This window comes from Fundicoccus sp. Sow4_F4 (assembly GCF_052116145.1).
In the GTDB taxonomy this organism is placed as follows: Bacteria; Bacillota; Bacilli; order Lactobacillales; family Aerococcaceae; genus Fundicoccus.
Window position 1 is genome coordinate 1 of sequence record NZ_JBQKLQ010000002.1, and the last position, 21,236, is coordinate 21,236.

Annotated in this window: 20 protein-coding genes and 1 pseudogene; 3 read left to right on the top strand and 18 right to left on the bottom strand. The window is 33.1% G+C overall.

Annotation, left to right across the window (positions count from 1 at the left end):
* The coding region (locus ACTQ5J_RS04125; protein WP_441750800.1) for a formyltransferase family protein at positions 1-686 on the bottom strand (686 nt) is incomplete at its 3' end.
* A 41-nt stretch (positions 687-727) separates the two neighbouring features.
* Positions 728-1,408, bottom strand: coding sequence for a PIG-L deacetylase family protein (locus tag ACTQ5J_RS04130; protein WP_441750802.1), 681 nt, complete (start codon positions 1,406-1,408; stop codon positions 728-730).
* Between the two features lie 1,159 nt (positions 1,409-2,567).
* Here ACTQ5J_RS04130 and ACTQ5J_RS04135 point away from each other — a divergent pair.
* Positions 2,568-2,980 (top strand): annotated as a pseudogene (locus ACTQ5J_RS04135) (transposase); the annotation flags it as partial.
* A gap of 198 nt (positions 2,981-3,178) precedes the next feature.
* Here the strand turns inward: ACTQ5J_RS04135 and ACTQ5J_RS04140 are convergent.
* Positions 3,179-3,613, bottom strand: a complete 435-nt coding sequence (locus tag ACTQ5J_RS04140; RefSeq protein ID WP_441750804.1) for a UDP binding domain-containing protein — start codon at positions 3,611-3,613, stop codon at positions 3,179-3,181.
* Positions 3,614-4,031: 418 nt separating this feature from the next.
* Between ACTQ5J_RS04140 and istA the strand changes: the two genes are divergently transcribed.
* Positions 4,032-5,567, top strand: a complete 1,536-nt coding sequence (gene istA / locus ACTQ5J_RS04145) for an IS21 family transposase (protein ID WP_441750806.1) — start codon at positions 4,032-4,034, stop codon at positions 5,565-5,567.
* Positions 5,568-6,317: an IS21-like element helper ATPase IstB gene (gene istB, locus ACTQ5J_RS04150; protein WP_153861282.1), complete on the top strand. Its 750-nt coding sequence runs from the start codon at positions 5,568-5,570 to the stop codon at positions 6,315-6,317.
* Positions 6,318-6,724: 407 nt separating this feature from the next.
* Here the strand turns inward: istB and galU are convergent, their stop codons facing one another.
* The 15 genes from galU to ACTQ5J_RS04225 all read right to left on the bottom strand — a co-directional run bounded on the left by galU (position 6,725) and on the right by ACTQ5J_RS04225 (position 21,234).
* Positions 6,725-7,621 carry a UTP--glucose-1-phosphate uridylyltransferase GalU gene (gene galU, locus ACTQ5J_RS04155; RefSeq protein ID WP_441750808.1) on the bottom strand — a complete coding sequence of 299 codons (897 nt, stop codon included), beginning with the start codon at positions 7,619-7,621 and terminating at the stop codon, positions 6,725-6,727.
* Positions 7,622-7,669: 48 nt separating this feature from the next.
* Positions 7,670-8,836 carry a nucleotide sugar dehydrogenase gene (locus tag ACTQ5J_RS04160; protein ID WP_441750810.1) on the bottom strand — a complete coding sequence of 389 codons (1,167 nt, stop codon included), beginning with the start codon at positions 8,834-8,836 and terminating at the stop codon, positions 7,670-7,672.
* Between the two features lie 88 nt (positions 8,837-8,924).
* The gene (locus ACTQ5J_RS04165; RefSeq protein WP_441750812.1) at positions 8,925-9,878 is read right to left on the bottom strand and encodes a N(5)-(carboxyethyl)ornithine synthase; all 954 of its coding nucleotides are present in this window, start codon (positions 9,876-9,878) and stop codon (positions 8,925-8,927) included.
* Positions 9,879-9,893: 15 nt separating this feature from the next.
* Positions 9,894-10,796 (bottom strand): ATP-grasp fold amidoligase family protein, encoded by a 903-nt coding sequence (locus ACTQ5J_RS04170; protein WP_441750814.1) that lies wholly within the window; start codon positions 10,794-10,796, stop codon positions 9,894-9,896.
* A 97-nt stretch (positions 10,797-10,893) separates the two neighbouring features.
* Positions 10,894-11,580 carry an acyltransferase gene (locus ACTQ5J_RS04175; RefSeq protein ID WP_441750816.1) on the bottom strand — a complete coding sequence of 229 codons (687 nt, stop codon included), beginning with the start codon at positions 11,578-11,580 and terminating at the stop codon, positions 10,894-10,896.
* A gap of 80 nt (positions 11,581-11,660) precedes the next feature.
* Positions 11,661-12,188: an acyltransferase gene (locus ACTQ5J_RS04180; protein WP_441750818.1), complete on the bottom strand. Its 528-nt coding sequence runs from the start codon at positions 12,186-12,188 to the stop codon at positions 11,661-11,663.
* Between the two features lie 125 nt (positions 12,189-12,313).
* Positions 12,314-12,844: a serine O-acetyltransferase gene (locus tag ACTQ5J_RS04185; protein ID WP_441750820.1), complete on the bottom strand. Its 531-nt coding sequence runs from the start codon at positions 12,842-12,844 to the stop codon at positions 12,314-12,316.
* A 35-nt stretch (positions 12,845-12,879) separates the two neighbouring features.
* Positions 12,880-13,977, bottom strand: coding sequence for a glycosyltransferase (locus ACTQ5J_RS04190; RefSeq protein WP_441750822.1), 1,098 nt, complete (start codon positions 13,975-13,977; stop codon positions 12,880-12,882).
* Between the two features lie 120 nt (positions 13,978-14,097).
* Positions 14,098-14,592 carry a PssE/Cps14G family polysaccharide biosynthesis glycosyltransferase gene (gene pssE / locus ACTQ5J_RS04195; protein ID WP_441750824.1) on the bottom strand — a complete coding sequence of 165 codons (495 nt, stop codon included), beginning with the start codon at positions 14,590-14,592 and terminating at the stop codon, positions 14,098-14,100.
* Positions 14,589-15,044 (bottom strand): PssD/Cps14F family polysaccharide biosynthesis glycosyltransferase, encoded by a 456-nt coding sequence (gene pssD / locus ACTQ5J_RS04200; RefSeq protein ID WP_441750826.1) that lies wholly within the window; start codon positions 15,042-15,044, stop codon positions 14,589-14,591. Before pssD ends, pssE begins: the two co-directional genes overlap by 4 nt.
* Positions 15,045-15,054: 10 nt before the next feature.
* Positions 15,055-15,993 (bottom strand): glycosyltransferase family 2 protein, encoded by a 939-nt coding sequence (locus tag ACTQ5J_RS04205; protein ID WP_441751314.1) that lies wholly within the window; start codon positions 15,991-15,993, stop codon positions 15,055-15,057.
* A gap of 17 nt (positions 15,994-16,010) precedes the next feature.
* A complete protein-coding gene (locus ACTQ5J_RS04210; protein ID WP_441750828.1) occupies positions 16,011-17,453 on the bottom strand; it encodes a lipopolysaccharide biosynthesis protein in 1,443 nt (480 codons plus the stop codon).
* 28 nt (positions 17,454-17,481) lie between these two features.
* Positions 17,482-18,660, bottom strand: a complete 1,179-nt coding sequence (locus ACTQ5J_RS04215; protein ID WP_441750830.1) for a glycosyltransferase — start codon at positions 18,658-18,660, stop codon at positions 17,482-17,484.
* Positions 18,657-19,808 (bottom strand): O-antigen ligase family protein, encoded by a 1,152-nt coding sequence (locus ACTQ5J_RS04220; RefSeq protein WP_441750832.1) that lies wholly within the window; start codon positions 19,806-19,808, stop codon positions 18,657-18,659. The genes ACTQ5J_RS04215 and ACTQ5J_RS04220 overlap by 4 nt, the downstream gene beginning before the upstream one ends.
* Before the next feature lie 694 nt (positions 19,809-20,502).
* Entirely contained in the window at positions 20,503-21,234 is a 732-nt protein-coding gene (locus ACTQ5J_RS04225) for a CpsD/CapB family tyrosine-protein kinase (RefSeq protein ID WP_441750834.1), read from the bottom strand.
* Positions 21,235-21,236: the final 2 nt, after the last annotated feature.

Sequence of the window (21,236 nt, forward strand, 5' to 3'; positions counted from 1 at the left end):
TGTGTAACTGCTCTAACCAGTTTATCTGCTTCATCCATTGTCATTGAACTTAGTAGCTCTCCATCTTCTGGTTTTCTACCTGTCCACTCAGTAGCTTTAGACTCGTCTTGCATTGTCAATACGACTCTGTCATTAACAATGTCATCCCAGTATTTTGAGATAAGCTCTACATGCATCTCATCAACCTTTTTATATAAATCAGTTGCTGTAGTAGTCTCATTAATATCAATAACACCTTGACCGATAATATCACCCGTATCTACGCCTTCATCAAGTTTGAACATGGTAACGCCAGTCTTATCTAGTCCTTTGATGATAGCCCATGGAATAGCTGCCCTACCTCTACCTACCGGAAGAAGTGTTGGATGCATTCCTATGCAACCATTAGTCGGCGTTGTTAAAACTTCTTTCTTTGCAATCTGTGACCAACCGATAATGAAAAGCCAATCAATCTCATTTTCTTTTAAAGCTTCAATAACTTCTGGATTGTTGATGTTATTGATTTTAAGTAATGGCGTATTCTCTCTTTCTGCTATTTCATCAAGGTAGATTCTTCCAGATTTATTCTTAGCCTTTTCATCTTTCAATGTGATAAGAAGATCTAGTTTGCCACCAATTCTATATATTTCTTCAATGCAACTTAAGCCCAACTGGACACAAGTTGTAAATGCAATTTTCTTCTTCATAATTTCGATTCCTCTCCAATTAATGCTGAGTTTGCTAGAAATTAAAACCCTCTTCTAAATACACTTTCAAAGCTTTCAGCATAAACCATACCAGCCTGCCCACCTCTGTATGCTGCAAGGCCTTTTAAAGCTTCATTACTTCTTGGGTGTGGATATGGTCTCATCACTCCTCTATACATAGAAAGAGCTTCTATCTTCTTATCTACAGCTTCTTCGCCTACTTCGACAAAGGTATTCGGATTGAACTGATTCATAGATTTATTTAATGCCCACTCAGTAGCAGAAGGTACTTCCATAAAGAGCAGTTCTTTTAATGGACTAACTTCTGGTCTTCGTTGAAAAAGTCTCACTGCAGCTTGACATGCAAGAGACGTATGTAAGTGATCATTATTTAAATCTGCTGGATGATGTGTGAAAACTACTTGAGATCCAGTCTCCTCAATTGCTTTTTCTATAAATTGAACCAGTTTGAGATGAGGTACTGTATTGAATTCGATATTTGGGAATTCGCCTTTAATGACTCTTTTAACGCCTAATAAGCTTAATGAGTTATTAACATCCTCATGAAGTTCTTCTGTTTCTGGTCTATGATTTCTTGCATTAACTTCTCCAGACATGATACATACATTCACTGTATGTCCTTCCTGTGCCAATTTATACATAGTGGCTCCTGCACCTAAAACTTCATCATCTGGATGTGCTACTACTACTAAATAATTCATCTTTCATACCTCACTTCATGTAATGGAATTTCTTATATTAAGTACAAGTTCTCTTGAGTTGAGAACCTTAATTGCATAATTTATGTATTTAAGTTGATCTTTTAAAATGTACATTTTTGGTTTTCTGTTGAAACCCCTTATATTACTGACTTACAACTTGTTTATCCTTTCACCATACTCACGTCGCGCCCGATTATGCTGAAAGGATGTGTTTTATGCAACATATGGTAGTCAAATATTTTTGACCCACAACATATTGCGTTTTCATTCTTCTAAGATACTCACGTCGACGCGGTTATGGTAAAAGAATGTAATTCACGCAATATATGGTAGTCAAATATTTTTGACCCACAACATATTGCGTTTTCATTCTTTTAAGATACTCACGACGTTATACTCATTCAATCAACAACGCTATTTTAATTAAAGAATTGCAGTGTCTCATATCACAATTTATATTTGTTCCATTCAATACTATTCATGCACATGTATCTTGACTGTGCACTCAATATTTTTTTTCACTTATATTTTCTTTACGTATAGTCATAAAATCGTTTAGAAGAATCCACTGTTATTTAATCTATTATTAGTCCTCTCAAAAATAACCTCACATCTTAATAATCTGGTCATTCTGGTTATTGTTACTACAAAACATCTCACGTCAATTCAAAAAGACAAGCCTTGTTTTAATAATAGACATTTCATCCTTCGAATCTTAAAAATCTGTGATAATTCATCAGAGTTTGTTTTTATAAGAATTCCACAACTTTTATAATAGAATCACCTAATAGATAGATTTATCGATTGGGTGATTCGTACACATAGTTCTAACTTATATAATTGGAGATAGGCTTTGGTACCTTAGGCTAATCAAATAACCTCATTCATTATCTTAACAACAAAAAAATTAAATCTTAACAAACCCTATTAATCATTTCATTTATTTTTAATTTTAGACGACAGCTCTATTATATCATTTTTTTCTATATAAGAACATACAAAATAAGCCAACGTGAAAAATCACATTGACTCGTTCGTCATTTTTTAGTTAACTTTCGTCTCTTAGCATATGGCTAATGAATAGGCTACACTAAGTTAGACAGTAAAATTAAGGTCTAGTAGAATGAAATAAAAGAACCTGAAACGGAGAGAATCTACCATGACTGAAAAAAGAGTACGCAGAACGTTTACGCCAGAATTTAAAAGCTAAGTAGTACGACTTTATGAAAGCGGAAAACCACGTGCAGACATTATACGTGAATATGATCTTACAGCGTCTGCATTTGATAAATGGGTGAAACAAAGCCAAGCTTCTGGCTCTTTCAAAGAAAAGGATAATCGTACCCCTGAAGAAGAGGAATTAATCAAGCTTCGCAAAGAAAATCAACGTCTAATGATGGAGAATGATATTTTAAAGCAAGCCGCGCTGATCATGGGACGAAAGTAGATGTAATCCGTAATAACGCTCACAAATACTCGGTATCAGCAATGTGCGAAGTTCTTGGAATCGCTAAAAGTACCTACTACTATGAATCCAAAAAAGAATCAGAGAACGAGGGACTTATTGCCCAGCCCCTATTCAACTTTTTGGTTCTTCTCTAGCGCTTAAACGGTATAAGTCTTCACGAAAATTCCCGCATTGGTAAGTATCGACAGAAGTCTCTTCAAATTGCATAACTGGACTAGATTTGCCTAGTGTAATCGTATAGTTCAACCCTTATATCCCTTAATAGTTCGAATCACGATATTTTTTCTAGATTAGTTTGTTAATCAGAGTCTCCAATAAGCATAGCCTTTTGAAGTAAAGTGTTCATGATCTAAGATACTCTTAATATCAATCAACACGCGCTCTTCGTTTGTTAATTTGGGGTTATATAATGCTTCAATCTCCTCGATTGACAATACTTTAAACGCTTCATGACCTACGGCTAAGACCACACAGTCTGCATCTTGAATGTCTTCATACTTAGACAACGTCACGCCATATTCTTTTAATGCATCTGTTTCAGACGCCCATGGATCGACAATTTCAGGTTTGATGTCATACTCCGCTAATCGTTTGAGTATATCGCCTACTTTAGAGTTACGCGTATCTGGAGTATTTTCTTTAAAGGTTAAACCCAATACCACCACTTTCGCCTCAATGACTTTTTTGCCTGTTTTGATTAAGCCTTTAATAATTTTATCGGCTATAAATTCACCCATGCCATCATTGATCTCACGCCCTGATTTAATTATTTGACTATGATAGCCTAAGTTCTCTGCTTCATATATAGTTAATCTATATACCCGAAGGTATACAAACTAAGTATATAGAAGGTTGTCATCTATTTGGACTTCTCTCCGCACTCGGTGGACTTATTGTCCGCATTCAGTGGACGTCTCGCGCGCACTAGTGGACAGCTAGGGATGCAATAATCAAGGTGGTCTGATTCCAGTATTCGTTGGTTGGTTATTGCATTCAAATAGAGCCACTTCGGCGGAGATTAGAGCCACTCAATGCATGAAATACAGCCACCCAGTGCGGAAGGTGAGCCAGATAAATCAACTTATTTATTACAACCTCTTGTATAATTATTGAACATACCAAATGGTATGAATAATTATATAGGAGGTTTTTTGGTTGATTCAATATCGTAAGGTTTTAGAACTTTATTTTAACGGTTCTTCTCAGCGAACCATCAGCACAATGGTTGGAAGTTCTCGTAATACAATTAAGTCTATTATAGATCGTGCTGAGGTGCTTGGATGGACAGAATTAAAGAAAGAAATGACTGACTATTCATTGGAAGCGATGCTTTTTCCTGAGAAGACACCTACGGTTAAAGGGTATTTCAATGAAGATTGGGAGTATATTCATAAAGAATTATTGAAAAAGAACATGACGCTTAAATTGCTTCATACTGAATACGAGCAACGTGCTAGAACAGCTCATAAGATTCCTTATGCTTATCGAACATATTGTGAACATTACGGCACCTATGCCGCTAAACACAAGCTTACAATGCCCGTTAAGCGAAAGCCTGGTGAGATTATGGAGGTCGATTGGGCTGGGAGTAAATTACATTTAATCGATCGGGAATCTGGAGAAAAAATTGATGTGTATATTTTTGTAGCTACCTTAAGTCACAGCAAACTTAGTTATGTTGAGGGGTTTTTAGATATGAAATCTAGCAACTGGATTCGAGCGCATGTTCACGCGTTTGAATACTTTGAAGGGGTTACAGAAACGTTAGTACCTGATAATTTAAAAACTGGTGTCATTAAACCTAATGGAGTAGAACCGATTTTAAATGAAGCTTACCGTGAATTGGCCGATTATTATCGGACAGTCATTGTGCCTACTCGTGTGGTCAAACCTAAAGACAAAGCTAGTGTAGAAGGATCAGTTGGCTTAGTATCGCGTCAAATCATCGCTGCCCTAAGAAACATCCAGTGTTTTTATTTAGATGAATTAAACGAGCTCATCTGGGAGAAACTCACGGAAGTAAACAACGCACCTTTTCAAAAGAAGAAAGGTTCAAGACGCAGTGTATTTGAAGAAGAGGAAGAACCTTATTTACAACCACTTCGTTATCCTGCCTTTCAAATAACGGACTGGAGAATAGCTAAAGTACAATTAAACTACCACATTCAAGTTGACCGAAACTATTACTCCGTCCCGTATGAATATGTTCAATGTTCGGTTGAAGTCCGATTGACAGAGAACTTAATTGAAGTTTACTTTAAACAAAGCCGAATTGCATCTCATAAAAGGCAGTTAGCTTTGATTGGACAATATAGCACATTGGTCGATCATATGCCCGATCACCACCGTTTATACATGGAACATACTCCGGACAGTGCGAGGGAGTGGGCAGAAGACATTGGTCCTTTTACGTTATCTTTTGTTGAAAAAATCCTCAGTAATAATGTTGAAAAACAAGCGCTGAAAGTCTTATTAAACTTTCAAAATCTGACAAAGAAGCACCCACTATCCTTAATTGAAACGAGTTGTGAAATTCTTCTGACAATCACCGAACAACCCACACTATCGACTTTTAAATCAATACTCACGAGACAAAAGAAACGTCTTGATAAAAAAGCAACTACAACCAACCATTTGGTTGATGATAGCCACGGGTTTGTCCGTGGTGCCACATACTTTGGAGGGAAATAAATGAGAAACGAAGCAACCTTAGAAAAACTGAAGCAATTACGTTTAAGTGGTATGGCCGCCTGTTATGAAGAACAAAGTCAGTCTAAAGACTATCAAAACCTATCGTTTGAAGAACGATTTAAATTACTGGTTGATTATGAATACGCGCGTCGCCAGTCTAACAAATTAGCAGCACTCATTAAAAAAGCTGACTTCAAAGAACCTTCAGCCTGTATGGAGGATATTGAATATCACCCAGACCGTCACTTAGATAAAGAATTACTAACTCGCCTTTCAACGGGACAGTATGTTCTCGATCATCATAATATCATCTTGATGGGAGCCTCTGGCAACGGTAAGACTTGGTTATCTAATGCGTTAGGTGTACAAGCTTGTCGTCAGTTTCATAGTGTTAAATATATTCGACTACCCGAATTAATCGATGAACTTAAAGCGGCCAAATATGAAGCAGATGGTAGCTATCGAAAACTCGTGACAAAGTATCGGAAGTTTAAGGTCCTGATTTTGGATGAATGGTTATTGTCTTCATTATCCGCAGAAGACTCTTTACATGTGTTTGAAATAATTGAGGCTCGGTTAAAGAATGCATCCACCATCTTTTGTTCTCAATTCGCACCGGAAGGATGGCATACGAAAATTGAAAACCTTCAATTAGCAGACGCGATTTTAGACCGGATTGTCCATGATTCCTATAAAATTTTGATAGATGGCGACGTATCGATGCGTGAACGTCATGGGATTAGGAGCTAACTATAAAAAAAGAAATAGATTATAAAGACAAATCAACAGCAATCAATATTTAAAAAATTAGTTGTTAAAATGATTTATGATCAAGCAAATACCCCTAGCTTATCTCAATGGCTAGGGGCATCTCTGTATTTACTGGCTCACCTTCCGCACTGGGTAGCTCTGTTTCATGCATCAGGTGGCTCTAATCTCCGCTCAAGTGGCTCTATTTATCCGCAATACTCATTGGTCTCAACTCAACTGCGAATTCATGTTTTTTTAGGGTAGTCTAATGTGTGAATCAGGATGGTCTCAAATGGATATCGCATGGACTGATTACGCGAAATACTCATATATTACCATATTTATCGCCAGACAAATAGAGAAAAAGTAGCCAAAGTGCGTAAACACCTTGACTACTTTAATGAACATTAGTTATCTTGCGCTCGCAGCGCCTGACTCATTTGAATTAAGTACTCTCTTAAGCCCGCACCAATCTCCGGATGCTTTAAACCATACTGTAAACTTAAATCGACATAGCCCATCCGGTTGCCCACATCATAGAGTTTGCCTTCAATCCGTTTCGCAAAGACTCTTTGCGTCTGATTCAAAGTCGCAATCGCATCGGTTAACTGAACTTCACCGTCTTTACCCGGTGCAAGATTTTCTAAGATATCGAAAATTTGCGGTGTTAAGACATAACGGCCCGCAATCCCTAACTGACTCGGTGCCTCGGCCGGACTCGGTTTCTCAACCAGCCCCAAGAGACTAAAGACGTCACCGTCAAAGCCATCGACCGCCTGGTCAATTTCAATGATGCCATACTGGTCTGTCTCGGCCTGAAGCATATCAATCACCGCAATGTTCGCAGCCCCATTGACCTCATACAAATCAAGCAACTGTTTCGTAACCGGCACATCACTCTCGAGAATGTTATCTCCCAACATCACCACAAATGCTTCATCACCAATAAAGGATTTGGCCTGAGAAATCGCATCGCCCAAACCCTTGGGATAGGCTTGACGTACGAAGAATAAATCGGCTTTGGTCGTTGATTTAACCAGCTCCAACAACTCCCATTTGCCCTTTTCTGCCAAGTTCTGTTCTAACTCAACGTTTGAATCGAAGTGATCCTCAATCGGACGCTTGTGTCGCCCGGTAATAATCAAGATTTCCTCGATGCCCGATGCTAACGCTTCTTCGACAATAAATTGAATAATTGGCTTATCCACGATCGGCAACATTTCTTTGGCCGTGGCTTTGGTCGCCGGCAAGAAGCCCGTCCCATAGCCCGCCGCCGGAATCACCGCTTTCTTTATCTTACGCAAAGCAAACCCTCCTATTTACTGAATATGCAAAATATAAATGAAAATCATCTAGTCCCGGTTAAATACATCCCGAGTATAAACTTTTTCTTCAACATCTTTTAAATCGTTTGATAAACGATTCGCAACAATCACATCAGAAATCTGTTTGAATTCATCAAAGTCTTTAATCACACGAGAACTAAAGAACTCATCGGCAGCTAAAGCTGGTTCAAAAACAACGACTTCAACACCCTTAGCTTTAATTCGTTTCATAATGCCCTGAATTGCTGACTGTCTGAAGTTATCAGACCCTTCTTTCATCGTAAGACGGTGAATCCCTACAACACTCGGTTTTTTGCTTAAAATCATATCCGAGATATGATCCTTACGGGTTCTGTTCGCATCCACTACCGCCGACATAATATTCTGCGGCACATCTTGGTAATTAGCTAGTAACTGCTTCGTATCTTTCGGTAAACAATAGCCCCCATAACCAAAGGAAGGATTATTATAGTGTGAGCCAATCCTAGGATCAAGCCCCACCCCTTCGATAATATCCTTACTTGCTAAACCACGCACCTCAGCATAAGAATCCAACTCATTAAAGTAAGCAACGCGTAAAGCAAGGTACGTATTGGCGAATAATTTAATCGCTTCTGCCTCAGTTGAGTCAGTGAATAGCATCGGAATCTCTTGATCAATGGCACCCTCAGCTAACAGATTAGCAAAAGTCTTCGCACGCTCAGATTTCTCCCCAACCACAATTCTCGAAGGATGCAAGTTATCATAAAGCGCCCGCCCCTCACGTAAGAATTCTGGTGAAAAGATAATATTCTCAGTGTTATACTTCTCACGCATCTCAGCAGTATAGCCCACTGGGACTGTCGATTTCACAATCATCGTTGCGGTTGGATTAATACGTAATACATCTTCAATCACTGCTTCAACACTACTTGTATCGAAATAGTTCTCGTTAGGGTCATAATTGGTAGGAGTTGATATTATGACAAAATCAGCTCCAATGTATGCATTTTCAACATTTGTAGTAGCTGTTAAATTCAAATCTTTGTTTTTTAGATATTCTTCTATCTCAGTGTCTTGAATTGGAGAAATTTTATTGTTAATTAACTCCACTTTCTCTTGAATAATGTCTAATGCGACAACTTCATTGTTCTGGGCTAATAAAACTGCGTTGGACAATCCAACGTAGCCTGTCCCTGCAACTGTAATTTTCATAAAAAACCTCCTAGTATACTCTTTAAAACACCATTGAAAATCATCAGTATTTATACGAATTCTTATCCATCAACCCGTAAACACCACTTTATCTATTTTGATACATATTAATTCTTTCATCCATTATTATTCCTCTATCAATAATTAATGAATCTACTAATGATTTGGAATAAACGCCGTTGATTAATTCATTAATATAAACTTGAATTGCCGCAGAAATACTCTCTGATGAAGTCTTAAAGAAAATTGAAGGTGTATGATCTACAACGTAATGTAATATACCATCAACTGTATAGGTGGGCTCAGATATTGTAGTAGGAATACTAGTTTCAATCGCGCCATTCCTATCACAACTTATATCAATGATTAAGGAGCCTCGCTTCATTTTAGAAAGATCATCTTTATAAATAATATGATCTTTCCTATTAACATCCCATAAAATTGCATTAACCACTATATCAAACTTTGAAATTTCTTCTCTCAATAAACTTTCCGTTCTTCTATTAAAAGATGTAATTTCTGCGCCCAACATGGCAAGAATTTTATAAGCTCCTTTTGCAACGTTACCATTACCAATTATAGCAACTCTTGAATTATATAACATCTCACCGTAATATGGTAACGCGTGAATCAGTGCAGCTTCTCCCGCAAGCTCATTATTTCTGTAAAATATATGTCTACCGTTGTAATTCATATCTTCCCAAGCGAAGGCTGTCAATTTTCTTTTAATGAGACTGTCAGTAATATCTCTATTTTGAACTGCGTGAACCCAGCCAAAAATAATCTGGTTATTTAATTCATTTAAATAATCAGCATCTCCTATTTTAGGATCACAAATTATATCCATCGTTAACACTTCTTCACGAGGGACAATGTTTGCTCCTGCATCAATATAATCTTGATCGCTGAAACCTAAATTAATGCCATAATTTTTTTCAAAATAAAGATATTCAGGGTGCTTAACGTTATGAATGTGTTGTGGAAAAAGTGCTATTCTCTGCTCATTTTTTTTCTTTGAAATAGGAAACCCCATAGTTTTCATAAATATTCTCCATTCTTACAATTTCAACATGCTACCCAACAATAAATCTGCCTCATAAGGAAGGTTGGAATCTATTCCTCCAGACGGAGTAAATGTAAGTTCTCCAAAAACAATTCTATTATCAATATTATATAAGTCTGTTCTAACAAATGGAAATGGACTTGATAGTTTGTCCGCACATAAAAACATTTCTTCTATTATAGCTGGTTTTTCTAATTTGAAATTTTCAGGTGCTGAAATTCCATCTTTATTTATTCTTTGTAATTCCCAGTTTCTATTAAAAAAATAAAATCTAGGTTTATTTTTTTCTCTATCAACACAAATCATTACTAATTTTGCTTCACCATTAAAACAATAGAATTTGTAATCATCAGGTAAGGGTGTGTGTTCATTTCCCAAATACTCTTCACAAATGATTTTAAGATCTGCGTACTTATATTGCATTTCAGCCCTAATTAGATATGGTTTATTTCTTTTCCAATTATCGCCCCACTTTTTAAACCTACTGATATTTCTCCCTAAATCTTTTTCTTTATCTAAGCAAATAAGATTTCCGCCAGAACCAGTATTCCATTTTAAAGCAAATTGGTTTGGTAATTTATTAAAATCAATCTCGTTTACGGAACTATAAATGCCATATAATTTCGGTAAAATATATGTTAAATCTAAACTTTCTACATAATTCCTTACAGAAACTTTATTAGCACAATCAATTACCAATTGATTTTCGTTATAATTATTTAATTTTAGCCATGATATTTTTTCGTCTAGTGTTTCTGGTTCTTGTAAATTGATTTTTTTCTTTTTAATGATAAAATAACTCACCTTAGTATTTAATTCTGGGGAGATTAATGTTAAATACTTTCTGACTTTGTTAATTACATTTTCTTTTCCAACTTTTAATATATTGTCTGCCATTAATTTACTCCTTTATTTATAGTCTAATTACAACTCCCGATAATAATATTTCTTCTCTAAACGGTTTAAAATTAGTAAATTATCATTACTCTTTTTTTTAACCATTCCACTGCACATCTTTTTTAATAATCTTGGCTGGATAACCTGATATAATAACATTTTGTTCTTCAAATTTTTTAGTTACTACACTCCTATAGCCAATTATATTTTCAGAACCAATAATTACACCTTTTAAAATATCAACATTAGCTCCTACCCAAACCCTATCTCCTATAGTTACTGGTTTTGAAGATGTTTGTATTGTATTTGAAGTTAAGTCGATTATTTGATGACCATCTGAGTCTCTAATGTTTACTTCCCAACCAAATAGAACATCATTACCGACTGTGATTCTATTTGAACATGAAATAAAACAGTTTTTATTACATTGGAATTTATCACCAAACTCTAATCTACCTCCACTAACTCTTAAAGATATTCCTTGACTAAAATTTGCTTTTCCATGAAATATAATTTTACCGTGTTCATCTACATCAAAATAACCTTTACTTTTATATCCTATGTTCACTCCAGATGAACCAGTCGTAAAATTTAATTTAATCATGAAAGTCGAAATTTTAGAACAATTTATTTCAATAGAATTTTTATAAAGTTTTTTTAATTGAACATCGTAGGAGATTAGAAATGGCAATTTAATTGCATGTTTGAGTGGAAACACTTTGAAGTTAAAATAAATAGTTTTAGGGAGTGATAATATAATTTTAATAATTAAGATAGCTTTCATTTTTAGACACCTTTACTTGTCACCAATATTTTTTCGCACGAGATACTTTTTAAAAATTAACTATGACATCTTTTCTCATGTTAACTCTCAACAACCAAATCACGTATTCTTTTTGCCGGTACTCCAGCATATAAAGTATTAGGTTCAAGGTTCGAATTAACTAAAGAACCTGCGCCAACAACAGTACCATTCCCAATTTTTACTCCTCCTAGTATCGTTACTCCAGCGCCAATCCAACAGCCATTTCCAATTTCTATAGGACTATACGTAGCATTTCCAGCTCTTCTTAAGGGACTACCTATTTCATGGCCATCAGTTATCAGGTTACATTTAGGGCCAATTGCTACATTGTCCCCAATCGTTGTACCAGGTCTAATTAAACATTGTTGATTAATAAAGACATTACTTCCAATTTTAACTGGAAATTTTTCTGTTGCACAAAGTTCGGTTTTTCTAAAAATTATGACTTTTTCGCCTATTTTTATAGTGTTTTTTTCAGCTAGAAATTTAACTTTCTCAAATTGACATCGGGACCCAATTTCGAATGAAAAAGATTTCAACAAACTACTTCCGTGCATTTGGATTTTCTTAAAAATTTTTTTAATCATTATGAGCTCCTTAATAATCAAAATTTCTGATTAATTTATAAAGTTTTCCACGAATGAAATTGCGAGTAAATCATCTAAACTATTTCCATATTTATATTTGGTAAAAATCGAGTAATATCAACTACCTATTTAGTAATTTCACTCAGGACAGATTTAGTATAAACTGTGGTGTTGTTTTTTACATCTTTAAGTATTAAAGAGTTAGCTCCGACAATAGAATTTTCTCCTATAATACACGGTCCTACTATAGTGGAATTACTATAAATTATCACATTTTTCCTAATTAATGGTTGAGTTAGTATTAAACTATTATATTCTCTTTTTTTACCATTACCGCCTAAAGTTACGCTTTGGTAAACTTTAACGTTACTCTCTGTAATAACATCTTTACCTATAACGACACCCATACCATGTATTAATACAAAACCTCCAGCTAAGTTGGCCCTATAATCTATATCAACTGAAAATAGCACTCTATTTAAATACATAATCAATTTTACTATTGGTAAAAAAACAGTCCATTTTTTTAGATAGTTTGCCACTCTATAGTTCATCACCGCATGAAAATTGGGATTTAATAATACAGTATAAATCATTTTAAAAAAAGAGCCATTTGAATAGTTTTTAAGGTCTTTTAATAACCGTGAGTCTTTCATTGTTATTACCATCCTTCAAATTTAAACAATTATTTTCATGAATTTTTTATGCTATTACTATAAATGTTTTTAAGCTTGTTGGCCGATTGGATAATATTAAAATTCGATTTCTCCATAATTTTATTCCCTTTGAAGTCCTCACGTATAATTTCTTTTGTAAAGTACTTATTAATTTTTTCAATTAAATCAGTCTGGTCGTTTTCTATTTTGAAAAATTCAACAGAACCTGTTATATTGACTTCTTTAGTTATGTTTTCTGAAACGAAACACTTTAGGTCAGCGGATTGAGCCTCTACAAGAGCTAACGGAAGTCCTTCAAAACGAGAAGGCATAACCAATGCGTCAAATAAGGAATAGTATCTATTAACATCTGTTCTTTTCCCTACAAATTTAATTATATCTTCTAAATTAAACTGCTTCACTTTATTCTCTAAACTTTCTCTTAATGGTCCATCTCCAACAAGAATTAATTTGTATTTATTTTTAAAATTTGATGATTTAATAAAGAGATCTATCAAGTATTCCTGATTTTTCTGATAAGTGAAATGCCCAACATGGCCTAATATTTTATCCCTTTTTGTAAAACCTAACTCTAATCGTAATTGTTTTCTGTCATTTGCGGAAAACTTATAATTCTCCGTAAGTATGCCATTCTCTATTACAACAAAATTCTTTTCTTTATATAGCCATTTACCAGCTTCATTCCCACAAGCTAAGCCGTGCGTGTAAAGAAGATTGAAGGGTATGTTCAAAATTTTATTTAGGTTTTTAAACTTTGTAAATGTATTATGAGAATGGGGCATTCTAACTTGTATGTTATTAATTTTCCCTAAAAACAATTCGATTGCTAACGTATTGCTGTTTCCATGTACATGTACTATATCGTAGTGTTTTTGTCGCATTATCTTATGAACCGCATGCATATAAGATAATGTATTACTACTTCTTCCTGGCACTATAAACATTTCAACATTATCTTTCATTAGAATCTCAGTTATATGAGTCGGGGGTGTATTGGGAAATATGAAGGAAAATTCCACATCCGATTTTTCCATGTTTAAATAATTATTCATTATTACACTTGTAATTCCGTCGAATCCTATTGACGTTGTCGCGATTACTAAAACTTTCATTTCATCCCTCAGTTTCTTGATATGTTTGCTTTATCTCTATAATTCATTAATTGCTTTAAATATTTATACTAAGGCATTACTACAATATAAGGAGACACTTTACCTTATTCTACTGAATGTTTAAATTGTATCTTCAAATGTCTTTTCAATAAAATCAGTGATCGTTTTATAAACCATTGAAGGTCTATTATATCTCTTAACAATTGGTTTACGCTTCATGCATTTATATACTTTTTCTAACTCATCAATTTCTAGAACCATACGCAAGTACCCTAGTTCATCTAACATGGTTGCAACTTGTATTTGATGGTCATCAGTATGTTCTTTAAACTTAAACAACCTTGGTACAGCGATTACCTGTTTGTTTTCTTTTAAAGCACCAATTAAAGCTCCCGTACCAGCATGAGAAATAATAAATTCAGCTTCTTTTTGATATTCTTTAAATTTATCAACAGATAAAAAACGTTCGTATTCATAATTCTTAGGTATATATTCAGATTGACCAATTTGAGCAAAAACTTTTTCTGTGAAAATTCCATTTCCCACAAGCAAATCAATTTGCTTCAATAATCTATCAAACTGATATTCTCGTGACCCTACACAAATAAAAATCAATATATACTCCCCCCAAAAACAGCCTCAGGATAAATATCTTTCAATGTTTCCCATTGGATAATAAATAGATCAACAATTTTATACATCAATTTTCCTGATTTAGTGCCATCATTAATTCTTGCAAACGTTTCTATATAAATAACTTTTTTCCGAAAAACTTTGCTAATTATTGCTAACGGTAAAGCAACCATCGTGCCGGTTGTAATAATTAAATCTGGTTTCTCAATGTACCAAATTTTCAATGATTTGAAAAAATTCATCGCCATTTTAAATGGATATTTTTTATCTTTTAATCCGGTTTGGAGCAAGTAATAATCTGCTTGGGATTTAAATTTTGTTTGTTCTGTTACCCAAAAAACATCATACTTTTCTTCAAGCTTTTTCAACATTTTTAATTGCTCATAATGACCACCAGATGATGATATTAAGCATATTTTGATTTTAGTCCTCACATTTAATCCTCTATTTCTCAGTATTTCTCATAGCAATACGCCATTCGGTTTTGGGATTTTTCATTATGATACTCTTCTTTTCTTTAAATATTGTTGTTTTCAGATTTTTAATCGTTCCAATCGGTGAGTTTAGTATTGTTTTAAGGAATACAGTAAAGCTTTTAAAAAATTGTCCATTTCTCATATAGAGTGGAATCATTCTATAGCGCCAATAATTTAAAATTTTAGGATGATGTTTCAAGTAGTCTTTGTGAATGGTCATAATATATTCCCAACCCTGTAATTGTTTACTAGGATCACTGGTTATTCTCTCACCTTCGTGAATAATGTAAATTACTAGGACCTCTTCCGAAATTGCTACTTTATACTCTTTAGCAATTCTTAAGAAAAGTTCCCAATCTTGACTGGATAATAAGTTGTTATCAAATTGTCCAACTTTTTCAACACTAATTCTTGATATCATAACAAACGAATTACTTCCTATAAAATTTGAATACATTAGCTTGTCAAAAACATAGCCGTTATACTTCTCTAATTTATCAGATGAAAACTCACCTACTGTTTCATTATATCTAACGGCTTTACAATATACCAAGCCTACTTGTGGGTCATCAAAGTACTTAATTTGAGTTTCTAATTTTGTATTTAACCAAATATCATCATCATCTAAGAATGCATAATATTCACCTACAGCATTGGACATCCCCGTATTCCTGGCAGCATTTGCACCTAAATTCACCTTATGTTGTATATACTTTACTCTTTTATCTTCATTATTTGAATAATGATTCATAATTGTATTCCGTCCGATAAAATCATCCGGACTATCATCCACTAAAATAACTTCAATTTTTTTATAAGTTTGATTAAGCGCACTTTGAACACTTCTCTGAACAATTGATATATCTCTCTTATATGTTGGTATAATTACACTGATTAACGGCTCCAGCTAGAACACCTTCCTTACTATATTTTTTGTTGTTTTTTCTTAATTAGCGATACAATATAATCTACCATAAACTTAAATGTATTTTTATATATAATTACAACACATATTAATGCGAAGATATAACCACAAACTGTAATAATATTAAATGGAACAAACATACTATATACGCTAAATATAGCTGTTATAAATATTAGCGTGTAAATTTTATGTAGACTAAAGTCTATATAAAATAATTTATTAGAAAAATAAGTTCGTAAACTAAAAAAGACTACATAAGATATTGCACTTGAAATAGCTGCTCCTTTACCACCTAATGATGGAACCAGTATAAATTTCCCTACTATGTCAACTAGAAATGCTCCAACAGCTACAATGACTTGATATTTACTTTTTTCTTTAAAAACAATTCCCACAACGGTTGTTTCAGAGATGGTATACAATATTGGTCCAAATATTAACAGAGGAAGTACATTTGCCGCCTCTCTATACTGGGAACCCAGTAATATAGCAAAAACATCTTTTAGTAAAACAACTGTTAATCCCGCAGTAAACATGAGTACTGTAATAATTTTATTTCCTTGCTGATAAAAAGTTGTATCAGTATGATCCCTCTTAAAATGTTCAATAGATGCTGGGGCCCAAATCGTATTAAATGTGGTCTGAATTATACTGAAAATGGAAATTAGAGAAACTGCTGAAGTATATATTCCGAGTTCTTTATAATCCCAGAAATAATTTAAAAATAATTTATCATTAGCATTAAATAATGATGTTATTCCCATTGATAAAACAAAAGGAAGAGAGTAACTTAATAATTGTTTATTAGTTATGTCTATCTCATATGTCTTGATTGCATTAAATTTCCAAAACTTCCTTTCAGAAATAACACTTACAAGCATAATAATTAAATAGGATAAAACAGTCGCAATTATTAATGCTTGTGTGTCAGTGGTAACTTTAAAGTAAACTAAAGAAAGTACAATCATCAAGTAAGTCAATTTTTGGATTATATTTAAACTTGCAAACATTTTACTTTTAAATTGTAATCTAACTAATAAATTTGAAAATCTGTTTAAAGTAATTATAAACACATAAATTACTAATAAAAATAATGCCATTGTCCCAAGTTCAAATGTAATTACCCCTGTCACTTCTAATCCTATTAAAATTAATGATAAAATAGAAATCAATATCAATGGTGTTTTTATACATTTATACAATAGTTTTCTTATATAGTTTGTTTCTTTTGATTCATAAAAGTACCTAATTAAAGACTGATCAAGACCCAAATAAAGTATTGACCCAGCAAGGTTACCATACATTAAGAAAGTAGAATATTGTCCATATGATTCAGGACTAACTAACCTTGTAATTATAGGAGCATTGAAAAGTCCAAGTAACATGGAAATAAAAGTTCCAGTTCCTATTATTGTAAATTGCTTTAGTATGTTCTTTTTCATGACTTTCTCCACTCTTTAAGTTTGAATTCTAATTGTTAATTAAGCTTAGAAACAACGCATACCATTGTTCAGATATGTTTTCAGCAGAAAAATCCTTTGCCCTATTCTTCGCTGCTTCTCCCATTTTTTCTCTCTCCTCTTTATTTTCAAGAAGAAATACAATTTTTTCTACAAATTGTTCTATATTAAACTTCTCAATTATAAAACCATCTACCCCATCATTAATTATTTCCTTTGGTCCTTCTGTGTCGAATGAAATCACGGGAATACCACACTCCATTGCCTCAGTAACAACTAAGCCAAAACCTTCAATTATAGATGGTACAACACAAATGGAGCTATCTAGGAGAAATTTTTTTACATCTTTAATAGCCCCGTGAAATGTTACTTTAGAATCCAAATTTAGCAGAGATATTTCTTCCATGAATTTCTGTTTGTCTTTACCATCACCAAGAATGTCCACTTCGAACTCAATTCCAGTTTCATTAAGACTAGTTAAAATGTCGATCAGGTGTTTTAATCCTTTTGGTGAATATACGAGTCGTCCAATAAATACTATCTTATTTTTTAACAGTTTACCTCTTTCGTCATGTTCAAAACTAAGTGGATTATATATTCTGACTGCCTGTTTTCCAATTGATGAAGAATACTTACGTTGAGCACTATTAGTTAAAACTATTAGTTTATCAAGTTTAGAAAACATATAAGAATAAATTTCTCCTTCATTCCACATATAGTCATGCTTAGTTTCAAAATACCTTTCATATGTACTTTGTAACCAACCAATTTTTTTTCCTGGGGTATTAATCATGGAAATAATTGCTGATGGAAACGGTGCAACTCCAATGAGGATATCAAACTTATTTTCGTTAAAGAAAACTTCATACGTCTCGATCTCTTTCTTTGAAAACAGCTTACTTATCGCTTTTTCATGGTTTTTTATCTTATAGATATACTGGTATAACTTTATAAATAATTTTTGAGGTAAATATTTATATTTGGTTCTTACCAAACTCTCATCCCACAACAAATTTATGTTTTCATTCAATTTATATTCATGAGTTAATGCAACTTCTCTAGAAGAAGTAAACAGAATGGAAACATCAAGTTTCTCATTTTCGCTCAACTTATTTGCTACTGAAGCAACGACTCTCTGCTGTCCACCAATTGAGGAAATATTATTTGTAATAAAACAAATCTTTATCATAGCTCTTCCACACTACTTTCACTACTTTTTGTTAAACGTTGAAATGAGTTACTAAGCAAAACGAATACAATTGCATTGATAACCCAGAACCAAACTTCATCAAAAATTGAACTAGAAACCATTGCCCCAGGAATAATAGCTAACAGCCAAGTCAAGCAGAATTTGGCTGAAGGATTTTTTGTATTCAACACAATTCTGTATGCAATTAAAATTTTTCTCAGTATAAAAGCAATGTAATAAAAGAAAAAAACAGCTCCATAAGTAGCTAATACTTCAATCCACCAATTATGTAATACGTTGATGGTCGCAACACCATATTGTTGATAAGAAGATAAATAATATTCTAAGTTTCCTGATCCAACACCTCTAAAGTTTGTAATTTTTAATAAATCAATTCCGTTTTTAATTAATATTAATCGGGTGTTACCAGAGGGATCTTCTCTCAAAGACCTGGCTAATAAGTCTATATTTGAAGTAAATAGATAAATAAGATATGAAAACATCACAATTATAATTGGAATGAGTATTGCTTTAAAATTCTTATTATTAAAATTTAAATATGCAGCTAATATAATAACTCCAAGACTTGTAAGTACTATTATTCTTGAAGCAAATGTTAAATATAATGAAGTTGCTATTAAAGTTATTCTAATAAAGTTGAAAGCTTTTAACTTTACCTTGCTTAAATTTTCATTTGGTTCGTAATATACTAAAACTACTATACCTAACAACAAATACGTAGCAAAATCATTCGTATTATAAAAGAATGAAGTTGGATACCCTAATAATGAATATAAACTAGAAATACTGTCATTCGATGTGAAAATATATTTCCCAGTAATAATTTCAAAGAATCCTATTATATTATGAATTATTAAAGAGAAAATGATAATATTGAATATACCTCTGAGATTTTCTTTTTCACTTAAAACGTATGAAGTAAGAATCGTATAGGAAAATCCTAAATAAATATAGTTGTTATACCTTGTCCATGCAGAATAATCTACTACCCAAAAGTATGATAGCAATCCCCACATCAACCAAATAAATGTTAACAATGTATAGCTATTAAATAAACCTCTCGGAATTTTTTTATTTATATAAATATTTAAAAGAATAATAAACAATCCTATTGATACAATTATCAAATTTAAAACCTCATAATTCCCTACAGGAAATATCACAGATAATAACCCTATAGAAAATATAAATCTCAATAACCTCACGGTCAACCACACCATTTCTCATTTTCTGTTTTTTTCACAAGGTAATCTATCTCATACCATATACAATGTTTTCTTTGGAAATATTCAATATAATTTAAGGGAACTCTTTATTAATAATTGATTGCTTCTAAATTCTTATCATTACAAAAATCAAAAATGGAATATATATTAATTTAAAATAAAACATTATCATTTCCATCTATATCAAATATCAACTATACATTGTTTAAAATTAAATATATTTAATTTTAAACAATGTGAATTAGCTATTATCGTGTCCAAATCTTAGTATTACATGTCACATTCTCACATTTAATTTTCAACAGTAAAAATATCCTGCATGCTTGATGTGAACTCACCAAACACACCAAAAGCCCCTTTAATTCATAAAAGCATGATATAAGAAAGCATAAAAGCCAATTTAGTAGTTGAACTTAAGACCAGTATTAAACAAACAATAGGTTTATCAATTGATTTATTCAAGAACGACAATTGGAGGATAAGACTACTTGTCTATCCCCTTATACTTTATAATAAATTAACAAATATAATATTTAAATCCACTGTATTTAAAAATAATGGTCTGTGACTAACTTTTTAAATATATTCATAGTTACTACTCTTTATCTTCATAGCCATAATAAGCGTAATAACCAGCAGAATCACTTAATTCCTTGCCATTCAGGACATAGCCTAATATATTCGCATTAACATTGTCTAGAGCCTCTTTTGCCTTTTTCACTTCTTCTTTACGAGTGTAACCTTGTCGAACGACCATGACTACTCCGTCAACTTTAGTTGCTAAAATTTGTGGGTCAGTTACAGCAGTAATTGGAGGAGCGTCATAAATTACAATATCGAAATACTGACCCAATTCTTGCATTAAAAGTGTCATTCTACCAGACCCTAGGATTTCAGAAGGATTTGGCGGAATAGGACCTGAAGGTAAGAAGTATAGATTTAAATCCCGGCTATGTTGAACCACTTGATTAAATTTCAAGTCAGCGTTAGTTAGTAAAGTTGTCAATCCTTGTTCATTATTTAGTTTAAAGGTTCTATGTACAGTTGGCTTACGTAAATCTGCATCAACTAATAATACTTTTTTATCTGTTTGCGCAATTACATAAGCTAAATTAGAGGCAACAGTCGATTTTCCTTCTGCTGGTATACTTGAAGACACCAGTAAGTTCTTCATTGGTTTATCAAGTTGAGCAAATTCAATATTTGTACGTATCGTTCTAAATTGCTCGGCATTTAAAGATTTTGGATCCACATACGCAATTAATGAAGTCCCTTGCATTTGTTGTTTTTGTAAACGTTGCTCAGTTTTTTTTCTTTTATTAAACATAT

What these genes read in the sequence shown, in the direction of transcription:
- ACTQ5J_RS04130 (WP_441750802.1), bottom strand. Translation starts at nt 1,408, where the DNA reads ATGAATTATTTAGTAGTAGTAGCACATCCAGATGATGAAGTTTTAGGT.
- ACTQ5J_RS04140 (WP_441750804.1), bottom strand. Translation starts at nt 3,613, where the DNA reads ATGGGTGAATTTATAGCCGATAAAATTATTAAAGGCTTAATCAAAACA.
- istB (WP_153861282.1), top strand. Translation starts at nt 5,568, where the DNA reads ATGAGAAACGAAGCAACCTTAGAAAAACTGAAGCAATTACGTTTAAGT.
- ACTQ5J_RS04160 (WP_441750810.1), bottom strand. Translation starts at nt 8,836, where the DNA reads ATGAAAATTACAGTTGCAGGGACAGGCTACGTTGGATTGTCCAACGCA.
- ACTQ5J_RS04165 (WP_441750812.1), bottom strand. Translation starts at nt 9,878, where the DNA reads ATGAAAACTATGGGGTTTCCTATTTCAAAGAAAAAAAATGAGCAGAGA.
- ACTQ5J_RS04170 (WP_441750814.1), bottom strand. Translation starts at nt 10,796, where the DNA reads ATGGCAGACAATATATTAAAAGTTGGAAAAGAAAATGTAATTAACAAA.
- ACTQ5J_RS04175 (WP_441750816.1), bottom strand. Translation starts at nt 11,580, where the DNA reads ATGAAAGCTATCTTAATTATTAAAATTATATTATCACTCCCTAAAACT.
- ACTQ5J_RS04180 (WP_441750818.1), bottom strand. Translation starts at nt 12,188, where the DNA reads ATGATTAAAAAAATTTTTAAGAAAATCCAAATGCACGGAAGTAGTTTG.
- ACTQ5J_RS04185 (WP_441750820.1), bottom strand. Translation starts at nt 12,844, where the DNA reads ATGAAAGACTCACGGTTATTAAAAGACCTTAAAAACTATTCAAATGGC.
- ACTQ5J_RS04190 (WP_441750822.1), bottom strand. Translation starts at nt 13,977, where the DNA reads ATGAAAGTTTTAGTAATCGCGACAACGTCAATAGGATTCGACGGAATT.
- ACTQ5J_RS04210 (WP_441750828.1), bottom strand. Translation starts at nt 17,453, where the DNA reads ATGAAAAAGAACATACTAAAGCAATTTACAATAATAGGAACTGGAACT.
- ACTQ5J_RS04215 (WP_441750830.1), bottom strand. Translation starts at nt 18,660, where the DNA reads ATGATAAAGATTTGTTTTATTACAAATAATATTTCCTCAATTGGTGGA.
- ACTQ5J_RS04225 (WP_441750834.1), bottom strand. Translation starts at nt 21,234, where the DNA reads ATGTTTAATAAAAGAAAAAAAACTGAGCAACGTTTACAAAAACAACAA.